The 25912-nt window shown below is 48.4% G+C and carries 26 protein-coding genes; 16 read left to right on the top strand and 10 right to left on the bottom strand.

Translation table 11 applies throughout. The features are described 5' to 3' along the window. Window positions 1-2 precede the first annotated feature (2 nt). Window positions 3-599: a YqiA/YcfP family alpha/beta fold hydrolase gene (locus PAE54_RS00440; RefSeq protein WP_326518007.1), complete on the bottom strand. Its 597-nt coding sequence runs from the start codon at window positions 597-599 to the stop codon at window positions 3-5. 228 nt (window positions 600-827) lie between these two features. Between PAE54_RS00440 and PAE54_RS00435 the strand changes: the two genes are divergently transcribed. Continuing rightward, window positions 828-2174, top strand: a complete 1347-nt coding sequence (locus PAE54_RS00435) for an alpha/beta fold hydrolase (RefSeq protein WP_326518006.1) — start codon at window positions 828-830, stop codon at window positions 2172-2174. A 68-nt stretch (window positions 2175-2242) separates the two neighbouring features. Here the strand turns inward: PAE54_RS00435 and PAE54_RS00430 are convergent, their stop codons facing one another. Together PAE54_RS00430 and gshA are read right to left on the bottom strand one after the other, a co-directional pair. Then, window positions 2243-2761, bottom strand: a complete 519-nt coding sequence (locus tag PAE54_RS00430; RefSeq protein ID WP_326518005.1) for a disulfide bond formation protein B — start codon at window positions 2759-2761, stop codon at window positions 2243-2245. 17 nt (window positions 2762-2778) lie between these two features. Then, on the bottom strand, window positions 2779-4356 hold the full coding sequence (gene gshA / locus PAE54_RS00425) for a glutamate--cysteine ligase (protein WP_326518004.1): 1578 nt from the start codon (window positions 4354-4356) through the stop codon (window positions 2779-2781). Window positions 4357-4740: 384 nt separating this feature from the next. Between gshA and PAE54_RS00420 the strand changes: the two genes are divergently transcribed. From PAE54_RS00420 to PAE54_RS00400, 5 genes are all read left to right on the top strand, one after another. Further along, complete coding sequence (locus PAE54_RS00420) at window positions 4741-4869, top strand: YajG family lipoprotein (RefSeq protein WP_326518003.1); 129 nt, start codon at window positions 4741-4743, stop codon at window positions 4867-4869. Between the two features lie 182 nt (window positions 4870-5051). Further along, window positions 5052-5600, top strand: a complete 549-nt coding sequence (locus PAE54_RS00415; protein ID WP_326518002.1) for a CC0125/CC1285 family lipoprotein — start codon at window positions 5052-5054, stop codon at window positions 5598-5600. A gap of 32 nt (window positions 5601-5632) precedes the next feature. After that, window positions 5633-6937, top strand: a complete 1305-nt coding sequence (locus tag PAE54_RS00410; protein ID WP_326518001.1) for a DUF445 domain-containing protein — start codon at window positions 5633-5635, stop codon at window positions 6935-6937. A 40-nt stretch (window positions 6938-6977) separates the two neighbouring features. Continuing rightward, complete coding sequence (locus tag PAE54_RS00405) at window positions 6978-8132, top strand: methionine aminotransferase (RefSeq protein ID WP_326518000.1); 1155 nt, start codon at window positions 6978-6980, stop codon at window positions 8130-8132. Window positions 8133-8239: 107 nt separating this feature from the next. Continuing rightward, window positions 8240-9604 carry an MATE family efflux transporter gene (locus tag PAE54_RS00400; protein ID WP_326517999.1) on the top strand — a complete coding sequence of 455 codons (1365 nt, stop codon included), beginning with the start codon at window positions 8240-8242 and terminating at the stop codon, window positions 9602-9604. A 30-nt stretch (window positions 9605-9634) separates the two neighbouring features. On the opposite strand, the gene PAE54_RS00395 is transcribed toward PAE54_RS00400, so the two are convergent. Next, window positions 9635-10471: an SDR family NAD(P)-dependent oxidoreductase gene (locus tag PAE54_RS00395; protein WP_326517998.1), complete on the bottom strand. Its 837-nt coding sequence runs from the start codon at window positions 10469-10471 to the stop codon at window positions 9635-9637. Window positions 10472-10874: 403 nt separating this feature from the next. On the opposite strand from PAE54_RS00395, the gene phoB reads away from it, so the two are divergent. Together phoB and phoR are read left to right on the top strand one after the other, a co-directional pair. Continuing rightward, a complete protein-coding gene (phoB, locus tag PAE54_RS00390; protein ID WP_273777734.1) occupies window positions 10875-11585 on the top strand; it encodes a phosphate regulon transcriptional regulator PhoB in 711 nt (236 codons plus the stop codon). A 9-nt stretch (window positions 11586-11594) separates the two neighbouring features. Beyond that, window positions 11595-12959: a phosphate regulon sensor histidine kinase PhoR gene (gene phoR, locus PAE54_RS00385; protein WP_326517997.1), complete on the top strand. Its 1365-nt coding sequence runs from the start codon at window positions 11595-11597 to the stop codon at window positions 12957-12959. A 52-nt stretch (window positions 12960-13011) separates the two neighbouring features. Here phoR and asd read toward each other — a convergent pair whose 3' ends face one another. The 3 genes from asd to pncB all read right to left on the bottom strand — a co-directional run bounded on the left by asd (window position 13012) and on the right by pncB (window position 16033). Next, window positions 13012-13860, bottom strand: coding sequence for an archaetidylserine decarboxylase (asd, locus tag PAE54_RS00380; RefSeq protein ID WP_326517996.1), 849 nt, complete (start codon window positions 13858-13860; stop codon window positions 13012-13014). Further along, window positions 13857-14711 carry a sulfurtransferase gene (locus tag PAE54_RS00375; protein ID WP_326517995.1) on the bottom strand — a complete coding sequence of 285 codons (855 nt, stop codon included), beginning with the start codon at window positions 14709-14711 and terminating at the stop codon, window positions 13857-13859. The genes asd and PAE54_RS00375 overlap by 4 nt, the downstream gene beginning before the upstream one ends. 116 nt (window positions 14712-14827) lie before the next feature. After that, window positions 14828-16033, bottom strand: a complete 1206-nt coding sequence (gene pncB / locus PAE54_RS00370) for a nicotinate phosphoribosyltransferase (RefSeq protein WP_326517994.1) — start codon at window positions 16031-16033, stop codon at window positions 14828-14830. A 206-nt stretch (window positions 16034-16239) separates the two neighbouring features. On the opposite strand from pncB, the gene dtd reads away from it, so the two are divergent. Continuing rightward, the gene (gene dtd / locus PAE54_RS00365) at window positions 16240-16680 is read left to right on the top strand and encodes a D-aminoacyl-tRNA deacylase (protein ID WP_326517993.1); all 441 of its coding nucleotides are present in this window, start codon (window positions 16240-16242) and stop codon (window positions 16678-16680) included. Window positions 16681-16750: 70 nt separating this feature from the next. On the opposite strand, the gene PAE54_RS00360 is transcribed toward dtd, so the two are convergent. From PAE54_RS00360 to serB, 3 genes are all read right to left on the bottom strand, one after another. Next, window positions 16751-17230, bottom strand: a complete 480-nt coding sequence (locus tag PAE54_RS00360; protein WP_273777746.1) for an SCP-2 sterol transfer family protein — start codon at window positions 17228-17230, stop codon at window positions 16751-16753. 150 nt (window positions 17231-17380) lie between these two features. Next, window positions 17381-17716, bottom strand: a complete 336-nt coding sequence (gene aciT / locus PAE54_RS00355; RefSeq protein ID WP_273777748.1) for an AciT family ciprofloxacin tolerance protein — start codon at window positions 17714-17716, stop codon at window positions 17381-17383. A gap of 412 nt (window positions 17717-18128) precedes the next feature. Further along, window positions 18129-19349: a phosphoserine phosphatase SerB gene (gene serB / locus PAE54_RS00350; protein WP_273777750.1), complete on the bottom strand. Its 1221-nt coding sequence runs from the start codon at window positions 19347-19349 to the stop codon at window positions 18129-18131. Window positions 19350-19426: 77 nt separating this feature from the next. Here serB and PAE54_RS00345 point away from each other — a divergent pair, with 77 nt between their 5' ends. The 7 genes from PAE54_RS00345 (at window position 19427) to glmU (ending at window position 25909) form a co-directional block, all read left to right on the top strand. Next, window positions 19427-20710: a hypothetical protein gene (locus tag PAE54_RS00345; protein ID WP_326517992.1), complete on the top strand. Its 1284-nt coding sequence runs from the start codon at window positions 19427-19429 to the stop codon at window positions 20708-20710. A 311-nt stretch (window positions 20711-21021) separates the two neighbouring features. Then, window positions 21022-22137, top strand: a complete 1116-nt coding sequence (ribBA, locus tag PAE54_RS00340; RefSeq protein WP_326517991.1) for a bifunctional 3,4-dihydroxy-2-butanone-4-phosphate synthase/GTP cyclohydrolase II — start codon at window positions 21022-21024, stop codon at window positions 22135-22137. Window positions 22138-22164: 27 nt separating this feature from the next. Continuing rightward, on the top strand, window positions 22165-22635 hold the full coding sequence (gene ribH / locus PAE54_RS00335) for a 6,7-dimethyl-8-ribityllumazine synthase (RefSeq protein WP_273777753.1): 471 nt from the start codon (window positions 22165-22167) through the stop codon (window positions 22633-22635). Between the two features lie 3 nt (window positions 22636-22638). After that, complete coding sequence (nusB, locus tag PAE54_RS00330; protein WP_326517990.1) at window positions 22639-23091, top strand: transcription antitermination factor NusB; 453 nt, start codon at window positions 22639-22641, stop codon at window positions 23089-23091. A gap of 9 nt (window positions 23092-23100) precedes the next feature. Beyond that, the gene (gene thiL, locus PAE54_RS00325; RefSeq protein WP_326517989.1) at window positions 23101-24018 is read left to right on the top strand and encodes a thiamine-phosphate kinase; all 918 of its coding nucleotides are present in this window, start codon (window positions 23101-23103) and stop codon (window positions 24016-24018) included. Further along, window positions 23969-24523 (top strand): phosphatidylglycerophosphatase A family protein, encoded by a 555-nt coding sequence (locus tag PAE54_RS00320; RefSeq protein ID WP_326517988.1) that lies wholly within the window; start codon window positions 23969-23971, stop codon window positions 24521-24523. The genes thiL and PAE54_RS00320 overlap by 50 nt, the downstream gene beginning before the upstream one ends. A 21-nt stretch (window positions 24524-24544) precedes the next feature. Further along, window positions 24545-25909 carry a bifunctional UDP-N-acetylglucosamine diphosphorylase/glucosamine-1-phosphate N-acetyltransferase GlmU gene (gene glmU / locus PAE54_RS00315; RefSeq protein ID WP_326517987.1) on the top strand — a complete coding sequence of 455 codons (1365 nt, stop codon included), beginning with the start codon at window positions 24545-24547 and terminating at the stop codon, window positions 25907-25909. Window positions 25910-25912: the final 3 nt, after the last annotated feature.

Raw genomic sequence — 25912 nt, 5'->3', positions numbered from 1 at the left:
TTCTATGGGTTCCTTGATGTTAGGGAATACGATAAAAATTCGAGCAGTAACGGAATTTTTTCTGCAAAATCATCCATGCCATGATTGCCTTGCGCATCTGTGATGATCAGTGCTGCAGGCCGAGCCGCACTATAATAGCGCTGTGCATCACGATAATCCAAAACTTCATCGCCTTGTTGCAAGAGCAGTAAAATTTTATCGGCATGTTGGGGCTGTTTACAGGCCAACTGTTCGAGCTGTTGCAGTTGTGCCTGATCTAGTGACCAGTCTGCAGTGACCGGGTAAGGCAACTGTTCGGCAAAAAGATCATGGAACAGCTGCCATGGTCGCATAGCAGGATTGATCAGCACAGCCGGAACAGCATACCGTGCGACCAATTGTGTCGCATAAAAGCCCCCTAAGCTGCTGCCTACCAGCGCAACATGGTCCAGTGATTCAATCAAGTTGGCCACGCGTGCCAATGCCTGTACAGGGGGCAGGTTCAGATCCGGCAAATGGACACGAATCTCTGGACAATTGCGCTCACAGTAATGTTTAAGTTGCTGACCCTTAATCGATAAAGCACTACTTTTGAAACCATGCAGGTAAATCAGGTTCATCAGGCTTCCCTTGTTGCACTCAGAACATTGTGGATCAGTGCATGATCCCGCGAGCGATAAAAACCGCCAAGTTACATTCTGCAGTGAAATTGTTAGACAAAAATCATCGAAACTTCACCATTCGCACGTATTGTAAAATCATGACATGATGACACTAACTATACGCGAACGCTGATGTTTATAGCGCGAAGCCAGATAAAAAGAAAGAGTACATTTTAGGATGAATCCATGCCCAGTTTAACGCCTCTACATGAAAGCTACTGCCGATGGGATCGTACCCCACCCAGCCAGGCCGATGTACTGGAAGGACTGGCTCAACTGGTCAGCAGCAACCTGTTGGGACTGGATGAACTGCTGGCCTGTCTACAACAGGATCTGCTACAGCAAAGTTCGAAACTCAGTGATCAGATCACTGTACAGCTACAGCAAACCCCGCATGTCGACAAGCTGTATCAGCTGTTCTATCACATGGCACAAAAATCCGGACACCATCTGTTTGCTCCCGGATTGCGCCGGATTATCGATAAATTTCCCAAGTTACAAGCCAAACCGCTCAACCCGAGTCTGCATTTTCTGGTCGGTGTGTTAAACGGGATTCTGGGTGATTATCTGCTCGCACATCACAACCCGCTTGCCCTACCTATGTTGCTCTATGATCACTATGGCGCTCTGCAGCGCGGCGAGCTGGCCGGTCGTGTAGTGATTTTTGTGCATGGCCTCGGCATGAACCATTTGCACTGGTCGACACGCAAATACGCCGGGATCGGTGAGCGGCTGCTGGCGCAACGTGACCATAACACCATGCTGTATCTGAATTACAATTCAGGGCGGCGCATTTCTGCCAACGGCCGCAGCCTGGCGGTACTGTTGCAACAGCTGATCCAGCAACACCCGCAAATTGATAGTATTGACCTGATTGGCCACAGCATGGGCGGTTTGGTGGCGCGCAGTGCCCTATTCTATGGCAAACAGAACCTGCATGACTGGATGCACCGGGTCAATAATCTGGTCTGTATTGGCACCCCCAACCACGGCGCATCGTTAGAACGTTTTAGCCATACCCTGCAGGAGAAACTGCACCATTGGCCCGTGATCAAAATTTTGGGACATGCAATCAATATTCGCAGTAATGGTATTCTGGATTTACGCTATGGCAGCGTCCGTGATGATGACTGGGAGCATTTACCGGCACGGATTGGCCTGATGGACGATAATCGCAAACCAGCCCCCTTACCGAGCTACATCAACAGTTATATGATTGCTGGCACCGTAGAGTCGGAAAATAACCAGAACAAGACATTGAATATCCTGGGCGATTATTTGGTCAGTGTCAAAAGCGCGCTAGGTGAACATCCTCATCCACGCTTTCAGCTGAAGCTGCCGGAATCCCATAAGGCGGTGTTTTATGGACTCAACCATTTTGAGATTCAGTACCATCCAGTTGTTGCCGAACAGATTGCCCGCTGGTTCTATGCCGACAATCAAGAAGAAAGTGCAGAACAATCCATGCACGAATATTTGGTTCAGGTCGAACAACGGAATTGGGAGAACTTGCGAGGGATTGTAGAAACCTAAAGCAAGACGTGATGAGCTAATCAGCAAGAGAGAATATCAGCCCGGCAGAATCCGGGCTGATGAAATTTTTATTTTTTACGCAGCACTCTGCTATACGGATAGTTACGCACCAGTTGCCAGAGACACAGCAGTGCCAGCACGCTAAAAAACAGCAATGACCAAACAGGCAGAGATTGACCGAGGAAAGTCCAGTCGATGGCAGCACACTCGCCTGAACCGGACAATACCTGCTGCAACACGCTTTTTAATGGCAACGCATCTAGTAAATAGTTGAGACCAGGGCCGCAGCTTGGTACCTGATCGGGTGGCAGAGACTGCAACCAGACATGACGGCCTGCCACACCCACCGACCATAAAATGGCCAGAGTCGCGAGAAAGGCATACAGACGTTTGATCGCATTTGATGCCGGATTATGGATCAGGGCAATCAAGGCAATCAGCCCCATGCCGATCAGCCCTACACGCTGAAATACACATAGGGGGCAAGGCTCCAAACCTTTCACGTGTTCGAGATAGAGCGCAAAAGCCATACCGATCACACTGGCCAACACCAGCAGGCCGTTCACCAAGCGATAACTCCACTGCATGGATCTTCCTCTTGTTTTTATCTATAAGCGGCAAGATAGTCGTGAAAACTCAGACTGCTTTCTTGCTCAAGTTGTTGTTGCTGTTGCAGGGATTGTTCCGCCAGTGCATCAAAATAGCCTTGGGTTTCTGCATCTAAGACATGTTGTTCATAGGCCAAGGCATGTTGCTGCGCCATATAACTGCCAAAGGCCCAGGTTCCGCCATGTTCGAGCGTATCGGAAATCATTTGGGCTGAAAGCGTCAGATCCACTTCATCAATCCGTTGTTGCATCACATCGAGCGCCTTGCTGTACAGGTCGGTTTCGTAAGCGGCGTCTAGTAAAGCAGCCAAAGGTTGCATTGCTGTGACATAACCCTCTGCCCAGCTTTCAATTGGGTAAGACTCGCCCTGCTGCTGAATGCTGGCATTCGGTGCACGGCCGCGATTGACCACTTCCGCCTGATTTTTTTCAATCTGGTCTTGTTCTGCGACACCCAGTTCCGGACTTTCAGCAAACAGGCAGTACAGTGCCAAGGTTTCCAGGAATCCAGCCGCATCTTCATCAATGCCGATTGGACTATATGGGTTGACATCAACCGCACGCAGTTCCACATAACCGACACCACGATTGGCCAACGCTTGTGATGGGGTTTCACCAGCTTGCGGCACCTGTTTTGGGCGTACCAGACTGTAATATTCGTTTTCGATCTGGAGCACATGATCGTTGATCTGGATCGGTTCGCCTTGAGCATCATCCAGTCCTAAACGGCTAAAGGCCGGATAAGGCGTTTTCACAGCCTTCTGCAGACCTTCCAGATAGCCTTGCAGGCTGTTGTAATGGATGCCGAGCTGTTTCTGTGCAGAATTCTGATAACCAAACCGTCCCATACGTAATGCGGTTGCATATGGCAGGAATAGCGTTCCTCGTAAAAGTGGCAATAGGTGATGTTCACGACCACTCAAAAAGCACTGGCACACCGACGGACTCGCCCCCAGAAGCAGCATGACCAATGGCGTGAGACGGATAAAATTTCGGATCAGGCCAAAATAGCGGTAACTGCGATAATCCTGCAAACTCAGAGCTTTTAGCTGCTCATCCGTCTCATGCTGTTGCAGCGCTTCAAACAGGGAATCCGGAAAAGATAGATTATAGTGCACCCCAGAAATGGTTTGCATACGGCGGCCATAACGTACACCCAAACCGCGTCGGTACAGGGTCTTAAAACGACCAATATTTGAACTGCCGTATTGGGCAAGCTGGATACTTTCTTCTTTTTCATCCAGCATACATGGCATGGACAGCGGCCAGAGTTTTTCATCCTGCTCGAGATGACGGTGAACCACCGCATGAATATCCTGTAGGTAGTTCAAAGCCTGAGGAATGCTGTTTTGTGGTGGCGTAATAAACTCCATCAGTGCTTCGGAATAATCCGTGGTGATATGCGGATGGGTTAATGCCGAGCCCAGACTGTGCGGATGCGGTGCTTGTGAAATAAACCCGTCACGTTGCATGCGCAGGCTTTCACGTTCAATGCCGCGTAGCATACCCTGCAACTGCGAAGAATCCACCCAAGTCGGTAAAATGTCTTGAGAGATCGGGAGGGAGTAACTCATTACACGGGCTCGCTTATTAAAAAGAACAACAAAACAAAATCATCAGCTTAATCACATTCGGGTGATTGTTGGCTGCTACATTACGCCCAAACATGGTCGAAAGGCAAAGTAGATTTAATGTTGGCAATTTTTTATCACAATCTTGCAGTATAAGACACGGGTTATTTGTGATTATATTAAAGATCAGCCCTGTTTTTTTAAGGAAATGGTGAATTATCAGACATGGTCCGATGCTGAACCATTGATGGGCGAGTCGCATGTATTGCGATAACAGGCTGTCTTTACAGTCGTCAAAACGCGCAAAAATCAATTTAATAAAGCGTCGTTTTTGTTTTGATCCTATTCCTTGTCCCGGGCAGGCTCTGCCGCGGAAGGAGTTTTCTCATGAACACCTCATCTTGGTGTGCCAGTTTACTGGTTGTGATGCTGTTGGCCGGTTGTGCCAGCGTCCCACAACAACCACAGAACTCACCGCAGTTGAATCATACTTTTATGAGCTATCCGCTGATTTAAGCTGAAACTCAGATTTGATCAATCCTGATAGTGAAAAAAGTACTCAACTGATCCATCGTATTCCCGTCTGGCTGTCCATTTACCCGCAGCCAGACGCCATACGACCGAATCAGTCTTTATGACGGCAGTGAATTTCTGGCACATCCACTCTTACTTTTCTCTTTGCCCCAGGAGTTTTTTATATGCATCGACGTTATTTAAGTTTAGGTCTGCTCATATGCCTTGGCCTTGCAGGCTGTGCCAGCACGCCGAAAAAACCGCTCAGTCTGGATCAGCTCGGTAGTTTCGCCAGTTATCCCCTGAATGATCATAGTTACCGTATCAGCTATCGGGCCGATCAACGCATCAGTTTTGGTACGGCAGAGGAAATTACCCTGCTAAAAGCTGCACAGACCACCGTACAACAGGGTTTCCGCTATTTCAAAGTGTTGGAAGACCCGAGCAACCGCACGCAAAAACCACCGCGTCAGGCCGTGATTTACTCCAGCCCGAATTATTATCCGTATTATTACCGCCGTCATCCGCTTTTCTGGCCAGACCCATTTTATGATGTCCCGCAAGTGGTTAACATCGATCCGGTAGAAGTGTCTTATACTATTGAATGCTATAAAGATACGAAAAAAGCCCCGCAGGATGCGTTTGATGCTTTCTTGATTTTGCAGTCGCTGGGACAAAAATATGGTGTCAATAGTAGCGGTCAGATGGCTGCACCTGTAGCAGCCCAACCCTGAACGAAAAGGATCAGATGAAATAGGATGTGTGCATGCCCGATGCCGAATTAAACTCAGCCAGCTTAAAGCGTAGCAAGCGCCTGGCCAGTATGGCCCTGATCAGTGTAGTACTGCTTTGGTTGCTGCTGATGGTCAGTGCCAAACTATGGCCGGATCATGCCTGGTGGATCCAGATTCTGATGCTCTCCGCTGAAGCCGGCGTGGTCGGTGGGCTGGCTGACTGGTATGCGATTACCGTACTGTTTCGCAATCCGTTCGGTCATTTGCCGATTCCAGGTTTTTTACGTGACCACACCGAAATTATTCCGCGCAACAAGGCGCGCATTGCCGAATCCATGGGACGTTTTGTGCAGGAAAACTTCCTGTCACCGCAAGTTGTAGAAAAAAGTCTGGCCAAAACTGACCTGAGCCTGGCTGTGGGACAATGGCTGGCTCATCCACAGAATAATGCGCAAGTGGTGCTGATCATTCAGCAGACTGCACCGAAAGTCTTCGACTTTGTCGGGCAGCAACAGATTGCACATTTTATTCAGAACAACAGTGTGCAATGGCTACGCAATACCCAAATGAACCACATGGCCAGCGAACTGTTACGTGCAGTGATCGACAATGATTTCCATCAGGATGTGCTGCAGCGTGGACTGGATCTGGTACATGAATGGATGGTACAACACCCGCATGAAACACGTGAACTGACACGTAAGCTGCTGAAGGAACTGGGGGTCTGGAAGCTGGTCAAGGGTGCCAGCTGGATTGGGATTGATCTGCAACAGCGTAGTATCGACTCCTTGATTGCCAAAATAGAAACCATGCTGGCCGATCCAGAACATCCGTGGCGACAGCAGATTGAGGATCAGGCTCATGCTTGGATGCTACAACTGGCCGATCCAGACAGCGACGTCAGCCTACGTTTAAATGCAGGTAAAAATGCTCTGCTCGACAGCCCACAAATGCTAAATTTCATCAGTGGTGCGGTGGTGATCTTGTGTGATGCGATCAAGCAGGATTTGCTGCAGCAGAATTCCGGCATTGCAGCCAATTTACAGGCGGCCATCCAGCAACTGGGGGAAAACCTGATTCACAATCGGGACGTGCGTGAACTGCTGAACCAGCGTTTTTCTGGCTTGGCAATTACGTTTAGTGGTCAATACAGCGACAAGATCATCCGTTATATTAGTGAACGCATCCATGAATGGGATTCACGTGAAATGATCGCCAAGATTGAAAATGAAGTGGGGGGTGATTTGCACATGATCCGAGTCAATGGGGTGGTCGTCGGTGCCATGATTGGTCTGCTTCTTGGTGTGATCCGTGCGGCACTTGACGCTCTACTATAGTTTTCGCTTTTATTTTTATTGTTTGCTTTAGGTTCTGGCCATGCTGCAGTTTAGTTCCAAATTACCCGCTCAGGGCGTCACCATTTTCAGTATCATGACAGAGCTGGCACAACGCCTAAATGCCCTGAATCTGTCACAAGGTTTTCCGGATTTTCCGGCACCCGCACCGCTGTTAGAAGCCCTGTGTCAGGCCACCTTAAACGGTCATAACCAGTATCCGGCCGGAGATGGCCTGCTCGCGCTGCGTGAACAGGTTGCGCTACAGTTCCATCGACGTGACCAGATTCACCTAGACCCTGTCACTGAAATCACGATTACACCGGGTGCAACCATCGGGATTTATTGCCTGATTCAGGCCCTGATCCGAGCAGAGGATGAGGTGATTATTTTCGACCCGAGCTATGACAGCTATGCACCAAGTGTGCAAATGGTCGGTGCTAAGGCTGTGCATCTTAATCTGCTGGCACCTGAATTTCAGGTGGACTGGTCACAGGTCAAGGATGCCATCAATGACAACACCCGCATGATCATTGTCAACACGCCGCATAATCCGAGTGGGGCTATTTGGTCCCGTCAGGACTGGCTGAACCTGATTGAACTGATCCAGGATCGAAACATTGTGGTGCTATCCGATGAAGTGTATGAGCATCTGGTGTTTGATGACCAGCAGCATTATTCCGCCCTGTCCTTCCCGGAATTACGTGAACGCAGTTTTGTGGTGGGCTCATTTGGAAAGACTTTTCATGTGACCGGCTGGAAAACCGGTTATTGTGCTGCTGCGCCGCAATTGATGCAGCTGTTCCGTCAGGTCTATCAGTTTGCCAATTTCTGCGGCACCACTCCATGCCAAGTGGCGCTGGCGCAGTACATGCAGCAGTATCCGCAGCATATTGCCGAACTCGCAGACTTTTATCAGGCCAAACGTGATCAGTTTATTGCGGGAATTGCACAGTCACGTTTCCACTGGCTACCCTCAGCGGGCACCTATTTTCAAAATCTGGATTACAGTGCCATCCGCCCGGATTTGAATGATCTCGAGATGTGTCAGGTACTGGCCGAGCAGCATGGCATTGTTGCGATTCCCTTCTCCGCTTTTTACAAAAATGCACCCACCGATTTACGCCTAATCCGTTTCTGTTTTGCCAAACAAGATCAGACCTTGCAGCGTGCCGGAGAAATCCTGTCTCGCTGCTAGCGGAACTTGCGACAGAGGAAGATCAGCTGCAGGATTCCCCCTGTTTTTTCTGAAATGGCATGTTATGTTGAACAACAGACCGATCAGGGAAAGGAGTCCGAGCTGCCATGTCGCAACATCAGCTGATCCACCAGAAACCGCTATGGAAAAGCTTTTTGCTGTTTCTGCTGCCATTGATCGCCACCAATATTCTACAGAACCTCTCAGGTACGATTAACACCATCTTTGTCGGGCAAATGCTCGGGGTAGATGCAATTGCAGCGGTAGCGGTATTTTTCCCCATCTTATTCTTTTTACTGGCCTTTGTGATCGGACTGTCTGCCGGTACAACCGTACTGATCGGACAGGCCTGGGGTGCACAGAATCTGGAAAAAGTCCGGATAGTGGTCGGCTCCACCCTGTTTATGACCCTGATTGGTGGCTGTCTGATCGCCCTGTTTGGTGTGCTGTTTGCCGAGCATCTGCTCCGACTGCTCGGGACCAATGACAACGTCATGCACCTGTCATTGCCCTATGTCCGATGGATGCTGGCGGGTAGCCCGCTACTGTTTATTTATATTATTTATACCTCGATCTTACGGGGTGTGGGGGACAGCCTGACCCCACTCATCGCACTGGGCATGAGCAGCCTGATCGGTCTGGCAATTACACCCGTCCTTATCGACGGACATTTCGGTTTACCGGTGCTGGGCATCCTTGCACCTGCCATCGCCACGATTCTAGGCTATCTGTCGGTGTTGACCTTCCTGGCGATTTATCTGAACCGGAAACAGCATCCTCTTGCACCGAATCGGGCACTGCTGGCGCAGGTTCGCTACCATGCCCAAATGACTAAAGCTATTTTAAAGCTCGGTCTTCCCACCAGTCTTCAAATGGTTACCACCTCAGTGGCCGGATTGGTCATTGTCGGGCTGGTCAACCGTTTTGGTTCTGATGCAACCGCTGCTTATGGCGCCGTCAATCAAGTGTTGAACTATATCCAGTTTCCCGCTATCTCGATTTCGATTGCAGCCTCAATTTTTGCCGCACAGGCGATTGGCGCCAATCGTATTGATCTGCTGGGTCAGGTCACGCGTACGGCAATCCAAATGAACCTGCTGATTACTGGTAGCCTGATCACACTGGCCTATCTGTTTTCACGTTATCTGATGGAGCTGTTTATTACCGATCCCGCAGTGGTCAAATTGGGTCAGCAGCTGTTGTTTATTGTGCTATGGAGTATCTTGTTTTTTGGTGCCAGTGCCATTTTTGCGTCCATCATGCGTGCGAGCGGGAGTGTTCTGATCCCGATGCTGCTCAATATCAGCGCAATTGTGCTGATTGAGATTCCCTGTGCCTACGTGTTTAGCCAGTACTGGGGACTGCCCGGAATCTGGATTGGCTATGCCTGCGGTTTCGTTAGCCTGTGCCTGCTACAGTGGAGCTATTATCAGTGGGTCTGGAAGAAAAAAGCGATTCAGCATCTGGTTTAAGGCTATGTCACGTCATACTGCTGGATGGGTTTAGCGCTTCGAACGCTCACGCCAACGAATGGCCCAGACCATCAGCTGCTGATAACCTGCAGGAAACAGACGCTGGATCAGATCCAGCAGTTTGGCATCACGGCCAATCAGCACACGGCGTTTGTTTTTCAGCACCGCCTGTAAAATTTCATCGGCTGCCTGTTGCGCAGGCATTCGTAAAAATTCGTTAAAATCACTCGTTGCATCTTCAGGATTCTGCACGGCCAGACTGGCATTAACCCGGGCGGCGTTGGCAATGTTGGTTCGAATCCCGCCAGGATGCACACATAAGGCGCTCACACCACAATTTTCCAGTTGCAGTTCCTGAGCCAGAGATTCGGTAAAGCCACGCACCGCAAATTTAGTCGCATTATAAGCAGACTGGGTCGGCTGGGCGGTCAGGCCAAATAGGCTGGACAGGTTAATAATATGTCCGTCCCCACTCTGTTTTAGGTACGGTAGAAAGGCCTTACTGCCATACACCACACCCCAGAAATTAATCCCGACAATCCATTCCAGTTCTTCATAACTGGCTCCTTCTACTGTAGAAGCCAAAGCAACGCCTGCATTATTGAAAATCATATGCACCTGGCCATGCTGCTGTACCACCTGTTCAGCCCAGGCATACATCGCTACTCGATCTGCCACATCGAGCATCTGGGTGGTCACGTGCACGTTGAGGCCTTTGATCAAATCCAGGGTGGCTGTCAGCCCCTGCTGATTAATATCACTCAATGCCAAATGGCAACCCTGCTCAGCCAGCCGTAGTGCCAGTTGCTGACCAATGCCCGAACCGGCACCGGTAATCGCAGCGACTTTATTCTGAAATGTATTCACTTGGTATCCTTTGGATCTGACCCTGACAGCAGCCGCGCCACTATAATTTTGCCTGCAACGACTGTCAATCAAGCCAATCCACCTCACTTCCAGCAGGATTCAAGAATAGCTGACTGAAGCAACTCCATTAGATTAATCCTCCTAATTGGATCGAATCCACGGTTTACGAGGAAATAAACCCTTGTTTAATTTTAGTTAAACTTAAACCAATGAATTTATAAATATTTATTTACATATTCAGTTTTCTTTTAGGATCAAGCGACACGACATCTTTTTGTCACAAAAACTCCGGAAAATTTCTGTATGATCACCATCTGCAATGATATTGTCATAATTAATCTTTGTAATAAGCCTGTCATAAATAAAAAACGGTCCACCGTTATCATCTATAGGATATTGCGCTGTGAAAGATGACTATATTTTAATCGTCGATGATGAGCTTCCCATCCGCGAAATGATCCATACCTCTCTGGATATGGCAGGCTTTCAATGCTTGCAGGCTGAAGATGCGAAACAAGCCCATCAAATGATTGTCGATCAACGTCCGGCGCTCATCCTGCTTGACTGGATGCTGCCGGGGGGTGTCAGCGGTGTCGACTTATGCCGCCGTCTTAAACGTGATGAGAACCTGGCTGAAATTCCAGTCATCATGCTGACTGCACGTGGTGAAGAAGACCACAAAGTGCAAGGACTCGATGCGGGTGCCGATGACTACATGACCAAGCCGTTCTCGACCCGTGAACTGGTTTCCCGTATTAAAGCGGTATTACGCCGTGCCAATGCCCTAAGTGGCGAAAAAACCATTGATGCTAATGGTCTGATCCTCGATCCGGTCAGCCAGCGTGTCAGCTTTGGCAACCATATTCTGGATATGGGCCCAACAGAATATCGCTTACTGGCGTTCTTTATGACGCATCCGGAACGTGCTTACACCCGCGCCCAATTACTTGACCAGGTCTGGGGTGGCAACGTATATATTGAAGACCGTACCATCGATGTGCATATCCGTCGCTTACGCAAAGTGCTGGAGCCTTATGGTGTGGACCGTTTTGTGCAAACCGTACGCGGCACCGGCTATCGTTTCTCGACCCGTGCAGATTTAGCAGCAGGTTAAAATCGCTTTATGTATGAACCTTATCCTGTCCCCGAACTGGCGCGTGATCATCAAAACTCACGCTATAGCAGTTTGTGGACCTTTGCCAAACAAGACTTACGTTTACTGGCCTTTTTCCTGGTGATTGCAAGCTTGATTGGCTTCGGGATTGGTTATCTCTGGATCTGCATTCTGCTCAGTTTTGGCCTGTTTTTTGTCCTGCAAATGCGGTCTCTTTATCTGGTCAATGACTGGATTTCACATCGCCCTTATGATGCACCGCCCAATCTGAGTGGCATCTGGGGCGCCTTACTGTTTAATGTCTACCGTGCACAACGCCAGGAGCGTATTGTCCAGGCCGAAATGGTCGGCTTGATTGACCGTGCCCAGTCTTCGCTGGTTGCACTGGCCGAAGCAGTGGCGCTGATTGATGACCAGCATCAGCTGGAATGGTGGAACCCGGCTGCGGAAAAACTCCTAGGCATTCAGCCGCTGGATCGTGGCCGTAACATCCTGACCATTTTGCGTCAGCCTAACTTTATCGAATATTTTAATAATATCGACCAGTCACCTGATGGCCTGAAAATGCAGTCTTCGATGCTTGAAGACCGCTATGTACAGATCAAACTGACACGTTTTGGTGGCGAAAGCCGACTACTGGTCGCTTATGATGTCACGCGGATGCATAATCTGGAGCAGATGCGTAAAGACTTCGTCGACAATATCTCGCATGAATTACGCACCCCGCTGACCGTACTCAGCGGTTATATCGAAACCTTTACCGATCAGGAAGATATCAGTCCGCGCTGGAAACGTGCGTTTGACCAAATGCAGGCTCAAACCAAACGGATGAATGCACTAGTCAATGACCTGTTGTTGCTATCACGCCTAGAAAATAACAAAAGCCAGACCAATCGCAACCAGATTATTGATATGCGCGAGCTGATGAATCAGGTATTTGATGATGCACAAGCCTACAATGTCGATTTTGGTCATACCCTGAACCTGGATATTGACAGCCATTGTGACTTGATTGGCTCTGATATCGAACTGGCCAGTGCCTTTAGCAACCTGATTACCAATGCCATCAAATACACACCGAAAGGGGGCACGATCACCATCAGCTGGCGCGATGAAAATGATCAGGGCTGCTTTAGCGTACAGGATAACGGCATCGGGATTGACCCCAAACACATTCCACGTTTGACTGAACGTTTCTATCGCGTGGATAGTGGTCGCAGCCGTGAAACAGGGGGTACCGGTTTGGGCCTGGCGATTGTTAAACACGTGCTCATGCAACACGGTGCTCATTTGGAAATCGAATCGAAAGAAAATCAGGGCTCAACTTTTAAAGCCATCTTCCCGAAAAAGCGCCTGTACTGTTCGGCAGATTGATTATAGTTATAAAAAATGCGCCTAAGGGCGCATTTTTTATGGATAATTTGTGCTATAGAGTATGCCCCAAAGCCTCACCCATATTCACCACCGAGTTGGCACGGAATTTTTCATCCCAACGCATTTTGTCTTTTTCAAACAAAACAATCGCTGTTGATCCCAGATAGAAACGACCGAGTTCCGCGCCTTTTTCCAGTTGAACCTGATGATGATTCAATTCTAAACGCCCCGTCGGTTTAACTTTGCCGGTCACTACCGTTTCAATACCCGCCACAATCATGGCACCTACCAGCACAACCGCCATACGGCCCAGCTCTGTATCGAACAGACACACCATACGCTCATTGCGGGCAAACAGCCCCGGAATGGTTTCTGCTGTGGTCTGGTTCACCGAAAATAATTCACCTGGAATATATAAAGTTTCGGTTAATGTTCCAGTCAATGGCATATGCACACGGTGATAATCGCGAGGTGAAAGATACACGGTTGCAAACTGGCCATTCTTGAAAGGTTGCGCCAATTGCGGATCACCAATCAGTTTTTCAACTGAAAAACTTTGCCCTTTGGCCTGAAAAATATCACCTTCATCAATGCTGCCAATTTGCGAAATCGCACCATCGGCCGGAGAAACGATACTGCCTGGATCCGGATCAACCACACGGATGCCGTCTTTCAAGGCACGAGTAAAGAATTCATTGAACGATTTATATTTCAGGCTATTGGTCTGCTCTGCAATCGACAAATCGATGCCGTATTTGGCCTTAAATGCCTGAATCACAGCAGTTTTTACCACCGGGTGTTCACTCTCGGCCAGTTTACCCACCACACGGCTAAGCTGATGTTGCGGTACGATACGCTGCGCCTGAATAAATAGGTGCTTTTTCAGTGAGTTAAGGCTCAAAACGGTGATTCTCCGGTAATAATAGGACTATCGAGGCGATTGCCCCATTCACTCCACGCACCATCATAAGCTCGAATCTGCCAACCGAGTAAACGGCCCAAGATGTAGGCCAAACCCGAGCGATGATGCGACTGACAGTACACCACGACCGGCTGATCCAGTTGAAACCCCAAGTCTTCCAAGCGTTGTTGTGTGCGTTCCAAAGCGTGTAATTTTAGATGATTTTGCCGGTTAAGGGCAGTACTCCATTCAAAATGTCGTGCTCCCGGAATATGTCCGCCACGTCGTGCAGCCAAACGAATACCGGTGTATTCATCCTCGGTACGACAATCCCACAACTGCACGTTACCCTGCTGAACCTGTTGCAATAATTCCGGATAACCAATCCGGTACTGCTCCTGCTGCGCCAGATTCACTGCCACCAGGTGCCCAACAGGCAGCGATTGTTCTTCATCAGCCGTGGTCGGCAAACCTGCTGCTAGCCAGGCATGAATCCCACCGTTCAATAAACTGGTTTGATAAAAACCCAGACAATGCAGATTCCAGATCAGACGGCCTGCCCACGCGCCACCTTCATCGTCATACACCACCACATGATGCTGAGGAGAAATATTCAGATGTGTAATCAAGGCTTCTAGCCCAGCCTGGTCTGGTAGCAGACCTGTTGCATTTTCCTCCTGCCGCAACAATTGTGCCGGTTTCAGATGGACCGCGTGAGGAATATGCAGCTGTTCATACACCGACTGCCGGCTTAAATCAACAATACGCAGCAGAGGGTGATCGAGATACGGCAACAGGTCTTCGGCTTCAATCAGCAGTGGAAAATCAGGGAGGGTTACAGATGTGGTCATGACGGTTTATTCGAGTTGTTTCATCCGGTTCAGGCATTGATCTTAGCATAGCCCTTGCCACTGCAATGCTGATTTTTGCACGCGCTTTGCAAAAAATCAGCATAGTCTTTCAATGATTAATCCGCTTCCTGAATCTGGAAAACCTGACGCAAGTAAGCCAGGAAGGTATTGTTATCACTCATGGTTTTCCCTGGGCTATCGGAAATTTTAGCCACCGACTGGCCGTTACATTCCACCAGCTTCAGGACAATATTTAACGGGGTTTGCCCCATATCATTCGTGAGGTTGGTGCCGATGCCGAAACTGACCTGAAAACGGTCTTTAAAGTATTGATATAACTCCCAGGCACGAGGCAGATCCAATCCATCACTGAAAGTCAGCATTTTGGTTTTACTGTCAATTTTCAGTTGATGGTAATGAGCATAAGCCTTATCGCCCCAGACATACGGATCGCCACTGTCATGGCGCAGGCCATCAAACAGTTTGGCAAAATACAGGTCAAAATCACGCAGGAATGCATCCATCCCGACTACATCGGTTAAGGCAATGCCCAAATCCCCCCGGTATTCTTGTACCCAGGTCTCCAGTGCGGCTTTCTGGAAATTGCGCAAACGGACATCCAGTGCCTGAAATGCCTGCAAAAATTCATGGGCCATGGTACCGATCGGCGTAATACCCAATTCTTTGGCCAATAAGACATTGCTGGTTCCGCGAAACACATTTGGACTGGCAGCGTGCATGGCTTGCACCACATGTTTTTGCCATTCAAAACTATAACGGCGACGTGTGCCAAAATCCGATACCAAAAACGGGGGATCTTCCGCGCGTTGCTGCTGTTCATAACCTTGCATCAGTTTGAGTTTATGCTGTAAACGGCGCTCCCCCTCCTCAAGCACCTCAGAGCTACGGATCCGACGGAAATATAGCTCATTGACAATCGCCAGCACATAAATCTCAAACATCATCGCTTGCAGCATCGGTCCCTCGACACGAATGTCCAGACGCCCCTGCTCATCAATGCTCGCCTGAATAAAGCGACGTTTGAGTTGAAATAGCTCCAGGTAATCGACAAAATCACTCTTGATAAAGCGCAACTGACGCAGATATTCCAGCTCATCCGGCTTAAATGTGATCTGGCAAAGCAGATCCAACTGCTCATTTAACTCATCCAGAATATCCGCCAGTGGATAAACCGTGTCCTGTAAATTACGACAACGAAAATGATAAACACTGTGGGTTTGTGGAAATTTATGTAACACCACCTGTAACATCGTGAATTTATACAGGTCAGTATCGAGTAACGATCTAATAATGGCAGCCATATGCAGCACCGGATTTGCTCAACTTTCTGCATTAAAGCACATTTTTTCAGCTGTCATTGGCCACTTGAGCGGATTCATGCTGTTTTTGACGAGCATCTCCCTGAGATTCTGCTACTCGCTACAGTGGCCATAAAACTCAGCCATACTCAATTCCGCCGCTGGAATCTGCTAGACTCAGCCCAGTTTGATAGCATGAATAAAGTGATATGCGAGCCTTATTACAACGCGTCCTCGAAGCCAAAGTGGTGGTGGACGATGAAATCACTGGAGAAATCGGCCCGGGTCTGCTGGTCTTTTTAGGTTTGGGGAAAGAGGATACCCTCGAGAAGGGCCAAAAACTACTGGATAAAATCCTGAAGTACCGCTGCTTTGACGATGAACAGGGCAAAATGGGCTGGAATGTGGCTCAGGCGGGGGGTGGCCTGCTGCTGGTTTCCCAGTTCACCTTGATGGCACAAACCCAAAAAGGCTTGCGTCCAGATTTTGGTCCGGCCATGCCGCCAACACAAGCTCAAGCCCTCTATGATGCGCTCGTGGCCTATGCACAATCACAGTTTTCCAATGTGCAGACCGGCATTTTTGCAGCGGACATGAAAGTACATCTGATCAATGATGGACCCGTCACGTTCAATCTGGAAGTGGAATAATCCGTACTAATCACGACCAGCTTATCGCTATAAAAAAGCCTCCAACGCTGGAGGCTTTTTATTGTGTCATTTAATGTCCAGTTTTAGCCTTAATCAGACGGCGGACTTTGGTTACTTTTTCTTTTACTGGCGCAGGTAATTTCGGTGGAATCAGTTTAGCGACCTTGTTAAACCAAACCAGCAAACTGAAGTCACCCTCCATTTTAATACTGCCGTTCTGCATACCGGTCATGAAGGCACTTGGATCACCTTTTAATAAGGTCTTCACACCCTGCTCACTGTCAGCGAACTGCAGCGTAAAATCAGCAGGCTCAGCCGCACCTGCAACCGTTTCAATATGTCCATGGTTAACCAGAATTTGACGGGCCATACCCTGTTCAGTGCCGATTTGGATACGGAACTGGCGGTCATGGGTCAATTCCATAAATTTGGCACTGGTGCGTGACAGCTGTTTCATGCGCAATACCAAGCCCATCAAGACTAAATCAAGCGGATCAGTGCTGACATCAACCAGTGGCAATTTCACCACAGGAATCGAAGAAAGTTTCATGACATTCAAGCCTATTGTAATTCTAAAAACATGGACATCATCATCCTAACATAAGTTGTTATTTTTAAAGTATGGCTTTGTAAGGATATTCAACTAATGTAAAAAAAGCGCTCTGTACAGAACGCTTTTAATCAAAACTGTTGATCGCGATTAACGACTAGAGCATTGAGGCTGATCATCCTCATAAACCGGCGTATGTTCAATATACTGCCGATTGGCCTGCGCCTGACGTGCACGGCGGTCTTCACGTAACAGAACCAGAGTGACCGCAACCATCGCCAACATGAATGCGCTTAAATAACTGTAAGTCAACGGTAAATCGAACACGTTCTGCACCCCGAACCGTACCATTTCCAGACTGCCCCAAAACAGCATACCTGCCAGCATAAAGCCTAACCAGTGACGATACGGCGAAAAGAAAACAGCCGTGAATGCTGTCAGGATGAAAACCAGCCCGATCATGGTCGCAAAATTCGCTGTTACCATAAAAAACCTCCGTCTCGGATGAATGCTGGGTGTGTCACCGCACTTTCATCGTCGCTCAAATTTCAGTTTAAATCCGTCTATTTGCATCTGTTCAACTACTTCTGCAGTGCATTATGGAGTGTTTTTTTTAGAAAAAAAGTCCTGTTTTTTTGTTAAGCGACATCTCTTGTCGCCACATTCTTTTGTCATTACATTTCTAGCGGTAGCTCTTTTCCCTACAACTTAGGCAGCATCAAATGTGCCGCGTCATTACAAAAAAATCAGCATTTTTTTGTGCCTAACCCATATTTTTTTCATTGAATTTAATCGCTGATTTTATGTGCACTTCATGCCCTATAGGGATCACAATAAATTGAAATAGAAATAAAAACGCGGCCGATCCGACCGCGTAAATTTAATAAATTAAAAGGGCTTAGGCACGATTCAAATCTTTATCATGCATGCCTAGCAAGTACAGAATCCCATCAAGACCCACGCTAGAGATGGCCTGGTTCGCATTCTGACGAACCAAAGGTTTGGCACGGTAAGCAACCCCCAAACCGGCAATTGAGAGCATCGGCAAATCATTGGCGCCGTCCCCCACAGCCATCGCCTGTTCCAGTGAAATTCCCATTTTATCGGCCAGTTCACGCAGCAACAGCGCCTTGCGTGCGCCATCCACAATGGCGCCTTTGACTTCACCTGTCACACGACCATCCTGTACATCCAGAATATTCGCGTGTACTTCATCAATACCCAGTTTCTCTTGCAAATATTCTGCAAAATACTGGAATCCTCCAGAAAGAATCGCCGTTTTATAACCCAAAGCTTTCAGGGTGGAAATCAGGCGCTCAGCTCCTTCAGTGACCGTTAAACGCTCGGCAATTTTTGGCAAAACCGAAGCATCCAATCCTTTCAACAAAGCAACACGGGCACGAAAACTTTGCTGGAAGTCCAGCTCACCCTGCATGGCACGTTCAGTAATTTCAGCCACCTGTGCACCAACACCGGCTTCAAGTGCCAACTCATCAATCACTTCCTGTTCGATCAGGGTCGAGTCCATATCAAAGCAGACTAAACGGCGATTACGGCGATAAGCGTTATCTTCCTGAACCGCAACATCTATATTCAGTTCATTGGTAAGACTCAGGCAGGCTTCACGCATGGCCTGTGCATCGAACATCTGACCACTCAAACCAAACTGCACACAGGCACGACGCGGTGCGGTTGAATCCTGGTCACGTGCCAAACGGCCGGATAATCGGGTTACGGTTTCAATATTGAAGCCCTGATTAGACACGATTTTGGTTACGGCTTGTAAATGTTCGGCAGTCAGTTCTGGCGCAAGTGCTGTCACGATATAGCGCGTCCGTCCGCCTTCACTGACCCATTGATCGTATTCTGTGCTTGAGATCGGTTTAAAGCGCACTGTTAAGCCAATATCATGTGCTAAAATCAAAATTTCTTTCATTGCTAGCGCTGTAGCGGTCTGATCGTCAGAAGCCACCACGATGCCTAAGGTGAGCTGGTTATGGATCACCGCCTGGCCAACGTCTAGAATTTGTAAGGAATGGGCGGACAACACCTGCATTAATCGAGTAAACTGATTAGGTTGGTCGGGTCCTAAAAAAGATATAAGAATGATTTCTCGCATGAATTGACTCGGGTCTGAGCTACAACTATTGTAAGAATCATAATCCAAATTGAATATAATTGCCTTGGAAGTTTACGTTGAATGCGCCTAGACAAGGGCTATTTGCTAGCCTACTGATTGTAAGTTTTGCATTGCATACCTTTTTATTGGTGATTGCTAACACGCATCAGTCCAATGAAAACCGTGCGAGTCAGGGTCAGCTCATGACCACACAACTGGTTACGGACAGTCTGTCAGAACTCGAACCTGCCAATACGGTTTCACTGGCGCTGTTGGCTAATCGTTATGCGACCAACCCTTCAGTCGCTTCGATTCGCATTTTAAATGCACAAGGTCAGGTCTTGGCGACTTCGGGCATGGCTAAAACGCGTAACGGCGAAACTTTTGTACGTGAAGCCCTGCAAAATGAAAAGAAAGTAGGCCGCATTGAAATCACACTCATCCAGCCGAGTATTGGAGAAATCCTGCGTACTCAATGGATTGCGATTCTCGTTTCTTTCCTGATTCATGGTCTGTTATGGTTGGCTTATCGTCTGATTGCCCGCCCAAGCCGTAGCGAATATCTGGCACGCATCAATAATGAAGCCCGCCTCAAGCATGAAATCCAGCAACTAACCCAAGCCCTGGAACAAGAAAAATACCACGCCACTGTGCAAATCAGCCAAGTACAGGCTGTCGCCAAGAAACCACTAGAATCTCAGCCTTCAGCCAAACCCGCAGCAGAACTGAGCAGCGATCACTTGGCACTGAATATCCAGTTCTATGATCCTAAACAGTTACTCGAATCGGTGAGTCAATCAATTTCTGAACCGTATTTTAATCTGTGCCAGATTTTCCTAAACAAAAGTATTGAACTTTCGGCACAACATTATCATCTGGATTCTCAGGATTTTCAGGTCGTCAACACTTTTAATTCAAACGGCGCGAATGTCACTGTAAATGCAACACAGCCACAGGCAACCGAATGTTTGGTCATGATCGGGGCCTTGTTCCAGCTTCTGACTGAGGTACTGTATAAACGCTACCGTGAAGAAAAACGTTTTGTGTTACAAACCCGCTGTGCAATCGCAACCGCTGCAGAGTCCATGCAACTGAATGCAGTACAAGCGGCAGAGCGTTTAACGGGACATTTGGTTGCTAAAGAAAGTGCACTCTACCTGACCAATGCGCAATTAAAAGAAATCAGTGAATGTTACCAGCTGGTGGCGATGCCAAATCCAACCAATGTACTCACACGTCATGCCTTCATGATCAATGGGATGAATAACGAGTGTGCCGAGCATGTACAGCACTTACGTACCGAAATTTTAAAAGGTAAGAAACAGGCACTGGAACAAAACAGTTTACTTTCAGCAAGCTAATCCCCTGTTTTTTTTTAAAAAATTACCCGTGCATGCAATGACTGATCACGGGTAATTTTTTAGCTCTCCGCTACTCAAGGGATACCTTTCAGGCATAAATTTCGCAGAAATTCTGCTAAACAGTTGCGCAATTCCTCAACAAAAGCAGTTGGTTTCTAACGCCCTCCCCCTTTGCAAAGCACCGCACAGCTAGGTATAACATGCATAGGCTAAGGATGTGATAAGCATAGGCAAAAATCGCGAAAACGCGGTAGACTATGCCACAGTAAATGCAATAGAGATTGCTTAGACAGCAAAGAAGGTGAAGCTTGATGTCGCTCAATACAGTTGAAGAGCTGGTCGCAGATATCCGCGCAGGCAAAATGGTCATCCTGATGGATGATGAAGACCGCGAAAACGAAGGGGATCTGGTCATCGCCGCAACCCACGTGCGCCCGGAAGACATCAATTTCATGATCACGCATGCCCGTGGTCTAGTCTGCCTGACCCTGAGCAAAGAGCGTTGCCAGCAACTTAACCTGCCACTGATGGTTGACCAGAATGGCGCACAGCATGGCACCAACTTTACCCTGTCCATTGAAGCTGCCGATGGCATTACCACCGGTATTTCAGCTGCTGAACGTGCGCATACCATCCGCACTGCGGTGGCTGCACATGCCAAGCCGGCCGATATTGTGCAGCCGGGGCATATTTTCCCATTAATGGCTCAACCGGGTGGTGTATTACACCGTGCCGGTCATACCGAAGCCGGCTGTGATTTATCGCGTTTGGCGGGTCTGGAACCTGCATCCGTAATCTGTGAAATCATCAAGGAAGACGGCAGCATGGCACGCCGTCCGGATCTGGAAGTGTTTGCAGAAAAACATGGACTGAAAATCGGGACAATTGCCGATCTTATCCATTACCGCATGACCAATGAACAAACGGTCGAGCATCTAGACAGCCAAAGCATCGACACTGAATACGGCACGTTCCAGTTACACCGTTACCGTGAACTGGGCAATCCGGATATTCATATCGCTCTGGTTAAAGGTGACCCAAGCCAAGGCACCACCACTGTACGCGTACATGGTTTTAACCCGACACGCGACTTGCTGAAACTGAACAAAGCGGATGGCCAACCAGCGTGGAATCTGGATCGTGCCTTGAGCACCATCGCGCAAAGTGAACGTGGTGTTCTGGTCTGGATTGGCCAAAACCAGTTACCAGATCTAGGGCCGGCACTTGAAGCCTTAACCAAACCAAAACATGTCAAATCCAACGCAGCCTTGTCCCAGCAATACCAGACCATTGGTGTCGGGGCACAAATCCTGCGTGATCTGGGCGTAGAAAAAATGCGTCTGCTCAGTTCACCACTGCGCTTTAATGCACTGTCTGGTTTTAATCTGGAAGTGGTGGAATATGTCACTCCAGAGCAAACAATCTAACTCACATTGAATGAATAGAGGTTACTTATGGCAATTCGCCGTATTGAAGGTTTATTACATCTCGCGAGCGAAGGCCGTTACGCGATCTTGGTGGGCCGTTTTAACAGTTTCGTGGTGGAACACCTGCTTGACGGTGCAATTGATACGTTAAAACGTCATGGTGTGGCTGAAGAAAACATTACCGTGATCCATGCACCAGGTGCATGGGAACTCCCGGTTGTGGCGAAGAAACTTGCTGCATCAAATGGTTTTGATGCAATTATTGCCCTTGGTGCCGTGATTCGTGGCAGCACACCGCACTTTGACTTTGTCGCAGGTGAATGTGCCAAAGGCCTAGGTGTCGTAGGCTTAGACACTGGTCTACCAGTGATCAATGGCGTATTGACCACAGATAGCATTGAACAGGCGATTGAACGTTCAGGCACAAAAGCGGGCAACAAAGGCAGTGAAGCTGCATTGACTGCAATCGAAATGGTTAACTTGTTAAAGGCGATTTAAAGCATGTCGCAAACACTCCAAGCAACTTATGCAGCGAAACGCAAAGCACGCCGTTTTGCTGTACAAGGGATTTACGAATGGCAGATGAGCCACAACCCGGTGCATGAAATTGAAGCACGTACCCGTGTCGAAAATGCCATGCATAAAGTGGACCTCGGCTATTACCATGAATTGCTGACTCAGGTCGTGGCTGACCATGCAGCATTAGATGCCCTGCTGATTCCGGTACTGGATCGTGAAATTAGTGCACTTGATGGCGTCGAACTCGCGACCCTGCGTTTAGGTGCTTACGAATTACGTGATCACCTGGAAATTCCTTACCGCGTAGTACTTGATGAAGCCATTGAGCTGGCAAAACACTTTGGTGGTGCAGACAGCCATAAATACATCAATGGTGTATTAGACCGTTTAGCCAACAGCTTGCGTGCTGCTGAAAAACAGCAAACTGCTAAATAATGAGCAGCCATGGCTGAGTTTTCCGTTATTGACCAATACTTTCATCGGCCGGCGTCTACGTCGGTCGATTTAGGTGTGGGTGATGATTCAGCCGTACTGACCCCACCTGTGGGCCAGCAGCTGGTCATCTGTACTGATACGCTGGTGGCAGGACGCCATTTTCCGCTCGACACCGCAGCCCATGCGATTGGCTGGAAAAGTGTGGCGGTCAATCTCTCTGATCTTGCTGCGATGGGTGCAACTCCACATAGTATTCTGCTGGCTTTGAGCCTCCCGACTGTGGACCATGACTGGTTAGCCGGATTTAGTCAGGGACTATTTGATTGCTGTGATCAATTTGGCGTGAGTTTAATTGGTGGCGATACCACACAAAGCCCGCAGCTCACGATCAGTGTCACGGCACTGGGTTGGGTGGAACACGGTAAAGCAGTGACTCGCAGCGGTGCACAGGTGGGTGATTATGTCGTGGTGAGTGGTCAAATCGGTGATGCCGCTTTTGGCTTGCAACATTTAGCGCATCCGTTACGCAACCGTCTGGATTATCCAACGCCACGTTGCCAGCTCGGGCAGCAACTGAAAGGTCTGGCTTCCAGTATGATTGATATCTCGGACGGCTTGGCCCAAGATTTGGGACATATTTTAACAGCGTCCGGTGTCGGGGCTCGGCTGGAACTCAGCCAACTGCCGAGAAATCCCTCATTCAGTGAGTTAGCACTCGAACAACAATATCAATACATATTGGCGGGTGGTGATGACTATGAGTTATGTTTTACAATCAGCGCGCAAAATTATCAAAAACTTGTGCAACAAGAACTCAATGTCATGACAACAATTATCGGCACCATTACACAAGAGTCCGGCCTTACATTTACGCAAGATGGCAAAGATCATCAGTTGCATTATCAAGGGTATCAACACTTTGCCTAAGTCCCCCATCGCCTTTCAACATATGTCCTGGCTCAACCGCTGTATCGTCTTTTGTGGCGTGGGTTTCGGTTCGGGACTGGCACCGAAAGCACCCGGCACCTTCGGTTCTGCCTTTGCGCTGCTGTTTATTCCGGGTTGGCTGGCAATCGGCTTTATCCCGAGCTTGATCATCATGCTGCTGATGTCCGTAATTGGCATTTATATTTGTGGTCAAACCGCCAAAGTCATGGGTGTCCATGATGATGGTCGTATTGTCTGGGATGAGTTTGCCGGGCAATCTATCAGCTTTCTCCCGCTAATTTATCTTGGACAAATCAACTTTTGGTGGCTAATTGCAGGTTTCGCCTTGTTCCGCCTGTTCGACATCTGGAAACCCTGGCCAATCCGGATAATTGACCGCCAGGTTGCCGGTGGTTTGGGCATTATGCTGGATGATATTATGGCCGGCATCTGGGCAGCGCTGTGTATTGGCGTTTTATTGTATCTATATTTCTCGATGGCTTAGCCAGTTTCATTAGGGTCACACATGTCTACTACCGTCATTATTCTTGCTGCAGGTAAAGGAACACGGATGCGTTCCAATCTACCGAAAGTCTTACAGCCTTTGGCAGGACGTCCTTTACTCGGTCATGTCATTGCTACGGCAAAACAATTGCAAGCTGACAACATTATTACCATTTATGGTCATGGTGGTGAGCAGGTACAACAGGCCTTTTCTGACGAACAGATCCTTTGGGTGGAACAGGCTGAACAGCTGGGTACCGGCCACGCGGTACAAATGACGCTCCCGGTCCTACCGCAAGACGGCATTTCTCTAATTTTGTACGGTGACGTGCCATTGGTACGTGAGCAAACCCTGCAACAGTTGATTGAAGCCTCACAGCAAACTGGCATTGGCATGATCACCCTCAATGTCGCCAACCCAACCGGTTATGGTCGCATTGTGCGCAAGCATGGCAAAATCCAGGCGATCGTTGAGCATAAAGATGCAACAACAGAACAGCGCCAGATTAAAGAAATCAATACCGGGATTTATTGTGTGAGCAATGCCCATTTACATCAATGGTTGCCGCAACTCTCCAACAACAATGCACAAGGTGAATACTATCTGACCGATATCGTGGCCATGGCCGTTGCTGATGGGCTCGAAATTGCATCGATTCAACCGGAACTCGCCTTTGAGGTGGAAGGGGTCAATGACCGAGTACAACTCGCAGCGCTTGAACGTGAATTCCAGCAGCAGCAAGCGCTTGATTTGATGCGTCAGGGTGTTCATCTCATGGATCCGGCACGTTTTGACTTACGTGGCACACTCCGTGTGGGTAAAGATGTGCGGATTGATATCAATGTCATCATCGAAGGCGACTGCGAACTCGGTGATTTTGTTGAGATTGGCCCAGGCTGCATCCTGAAAAATACTAAAATTGCGGCGCATAGCAAAGTTCAGGCCTATAGTGTCTTTGAAAATGCGGTTGTGGGCAGCGAAGCACAGATCGGGCCGTTTGCACGTCTGCGTCCAGGTGCACAACTGGCCGATGAAGTACATATTGGCAACTTTGTTGAAGTGAAAAATACCAAGATCGGTCACGGCTCCAAAGCCAATCACTTTACCTATCTCGGTGATGCCGAAGTCGGCTCAGGTTCCAATATCGGTGCCGGTACCATTACCTGTAATTATGATGGTGCCAACAAACACAAAACCATTATTGGCGATGCTGCGTTTATTGGGTCAAACAGCTCACTCGTAGCCCCGGTCAAAATTGGTCATGGTGCTACAGTCGGTGCCGGTTCAGTCATTACCCGAGATGTTGAAGATCATAGTCTGGCCTTTGAACGTTCAGCGCAACAAAGCAAAGCAAACTATCAACGTCCGCAAAAAACCAAAAAATAAGAG

Origin of the sequence: Acinetobacter minutum (genome assembly GCF_035916735.1) — a bacterium.
GTDB lineage: Bacteria > Pseudomonadota > Gammaproteobacteria > Pseudomonadales > Moraxellaceae > Acinetobacter.
This window is presented reverse-complemented; position numbering and strand designations above follow the sequence as displayed.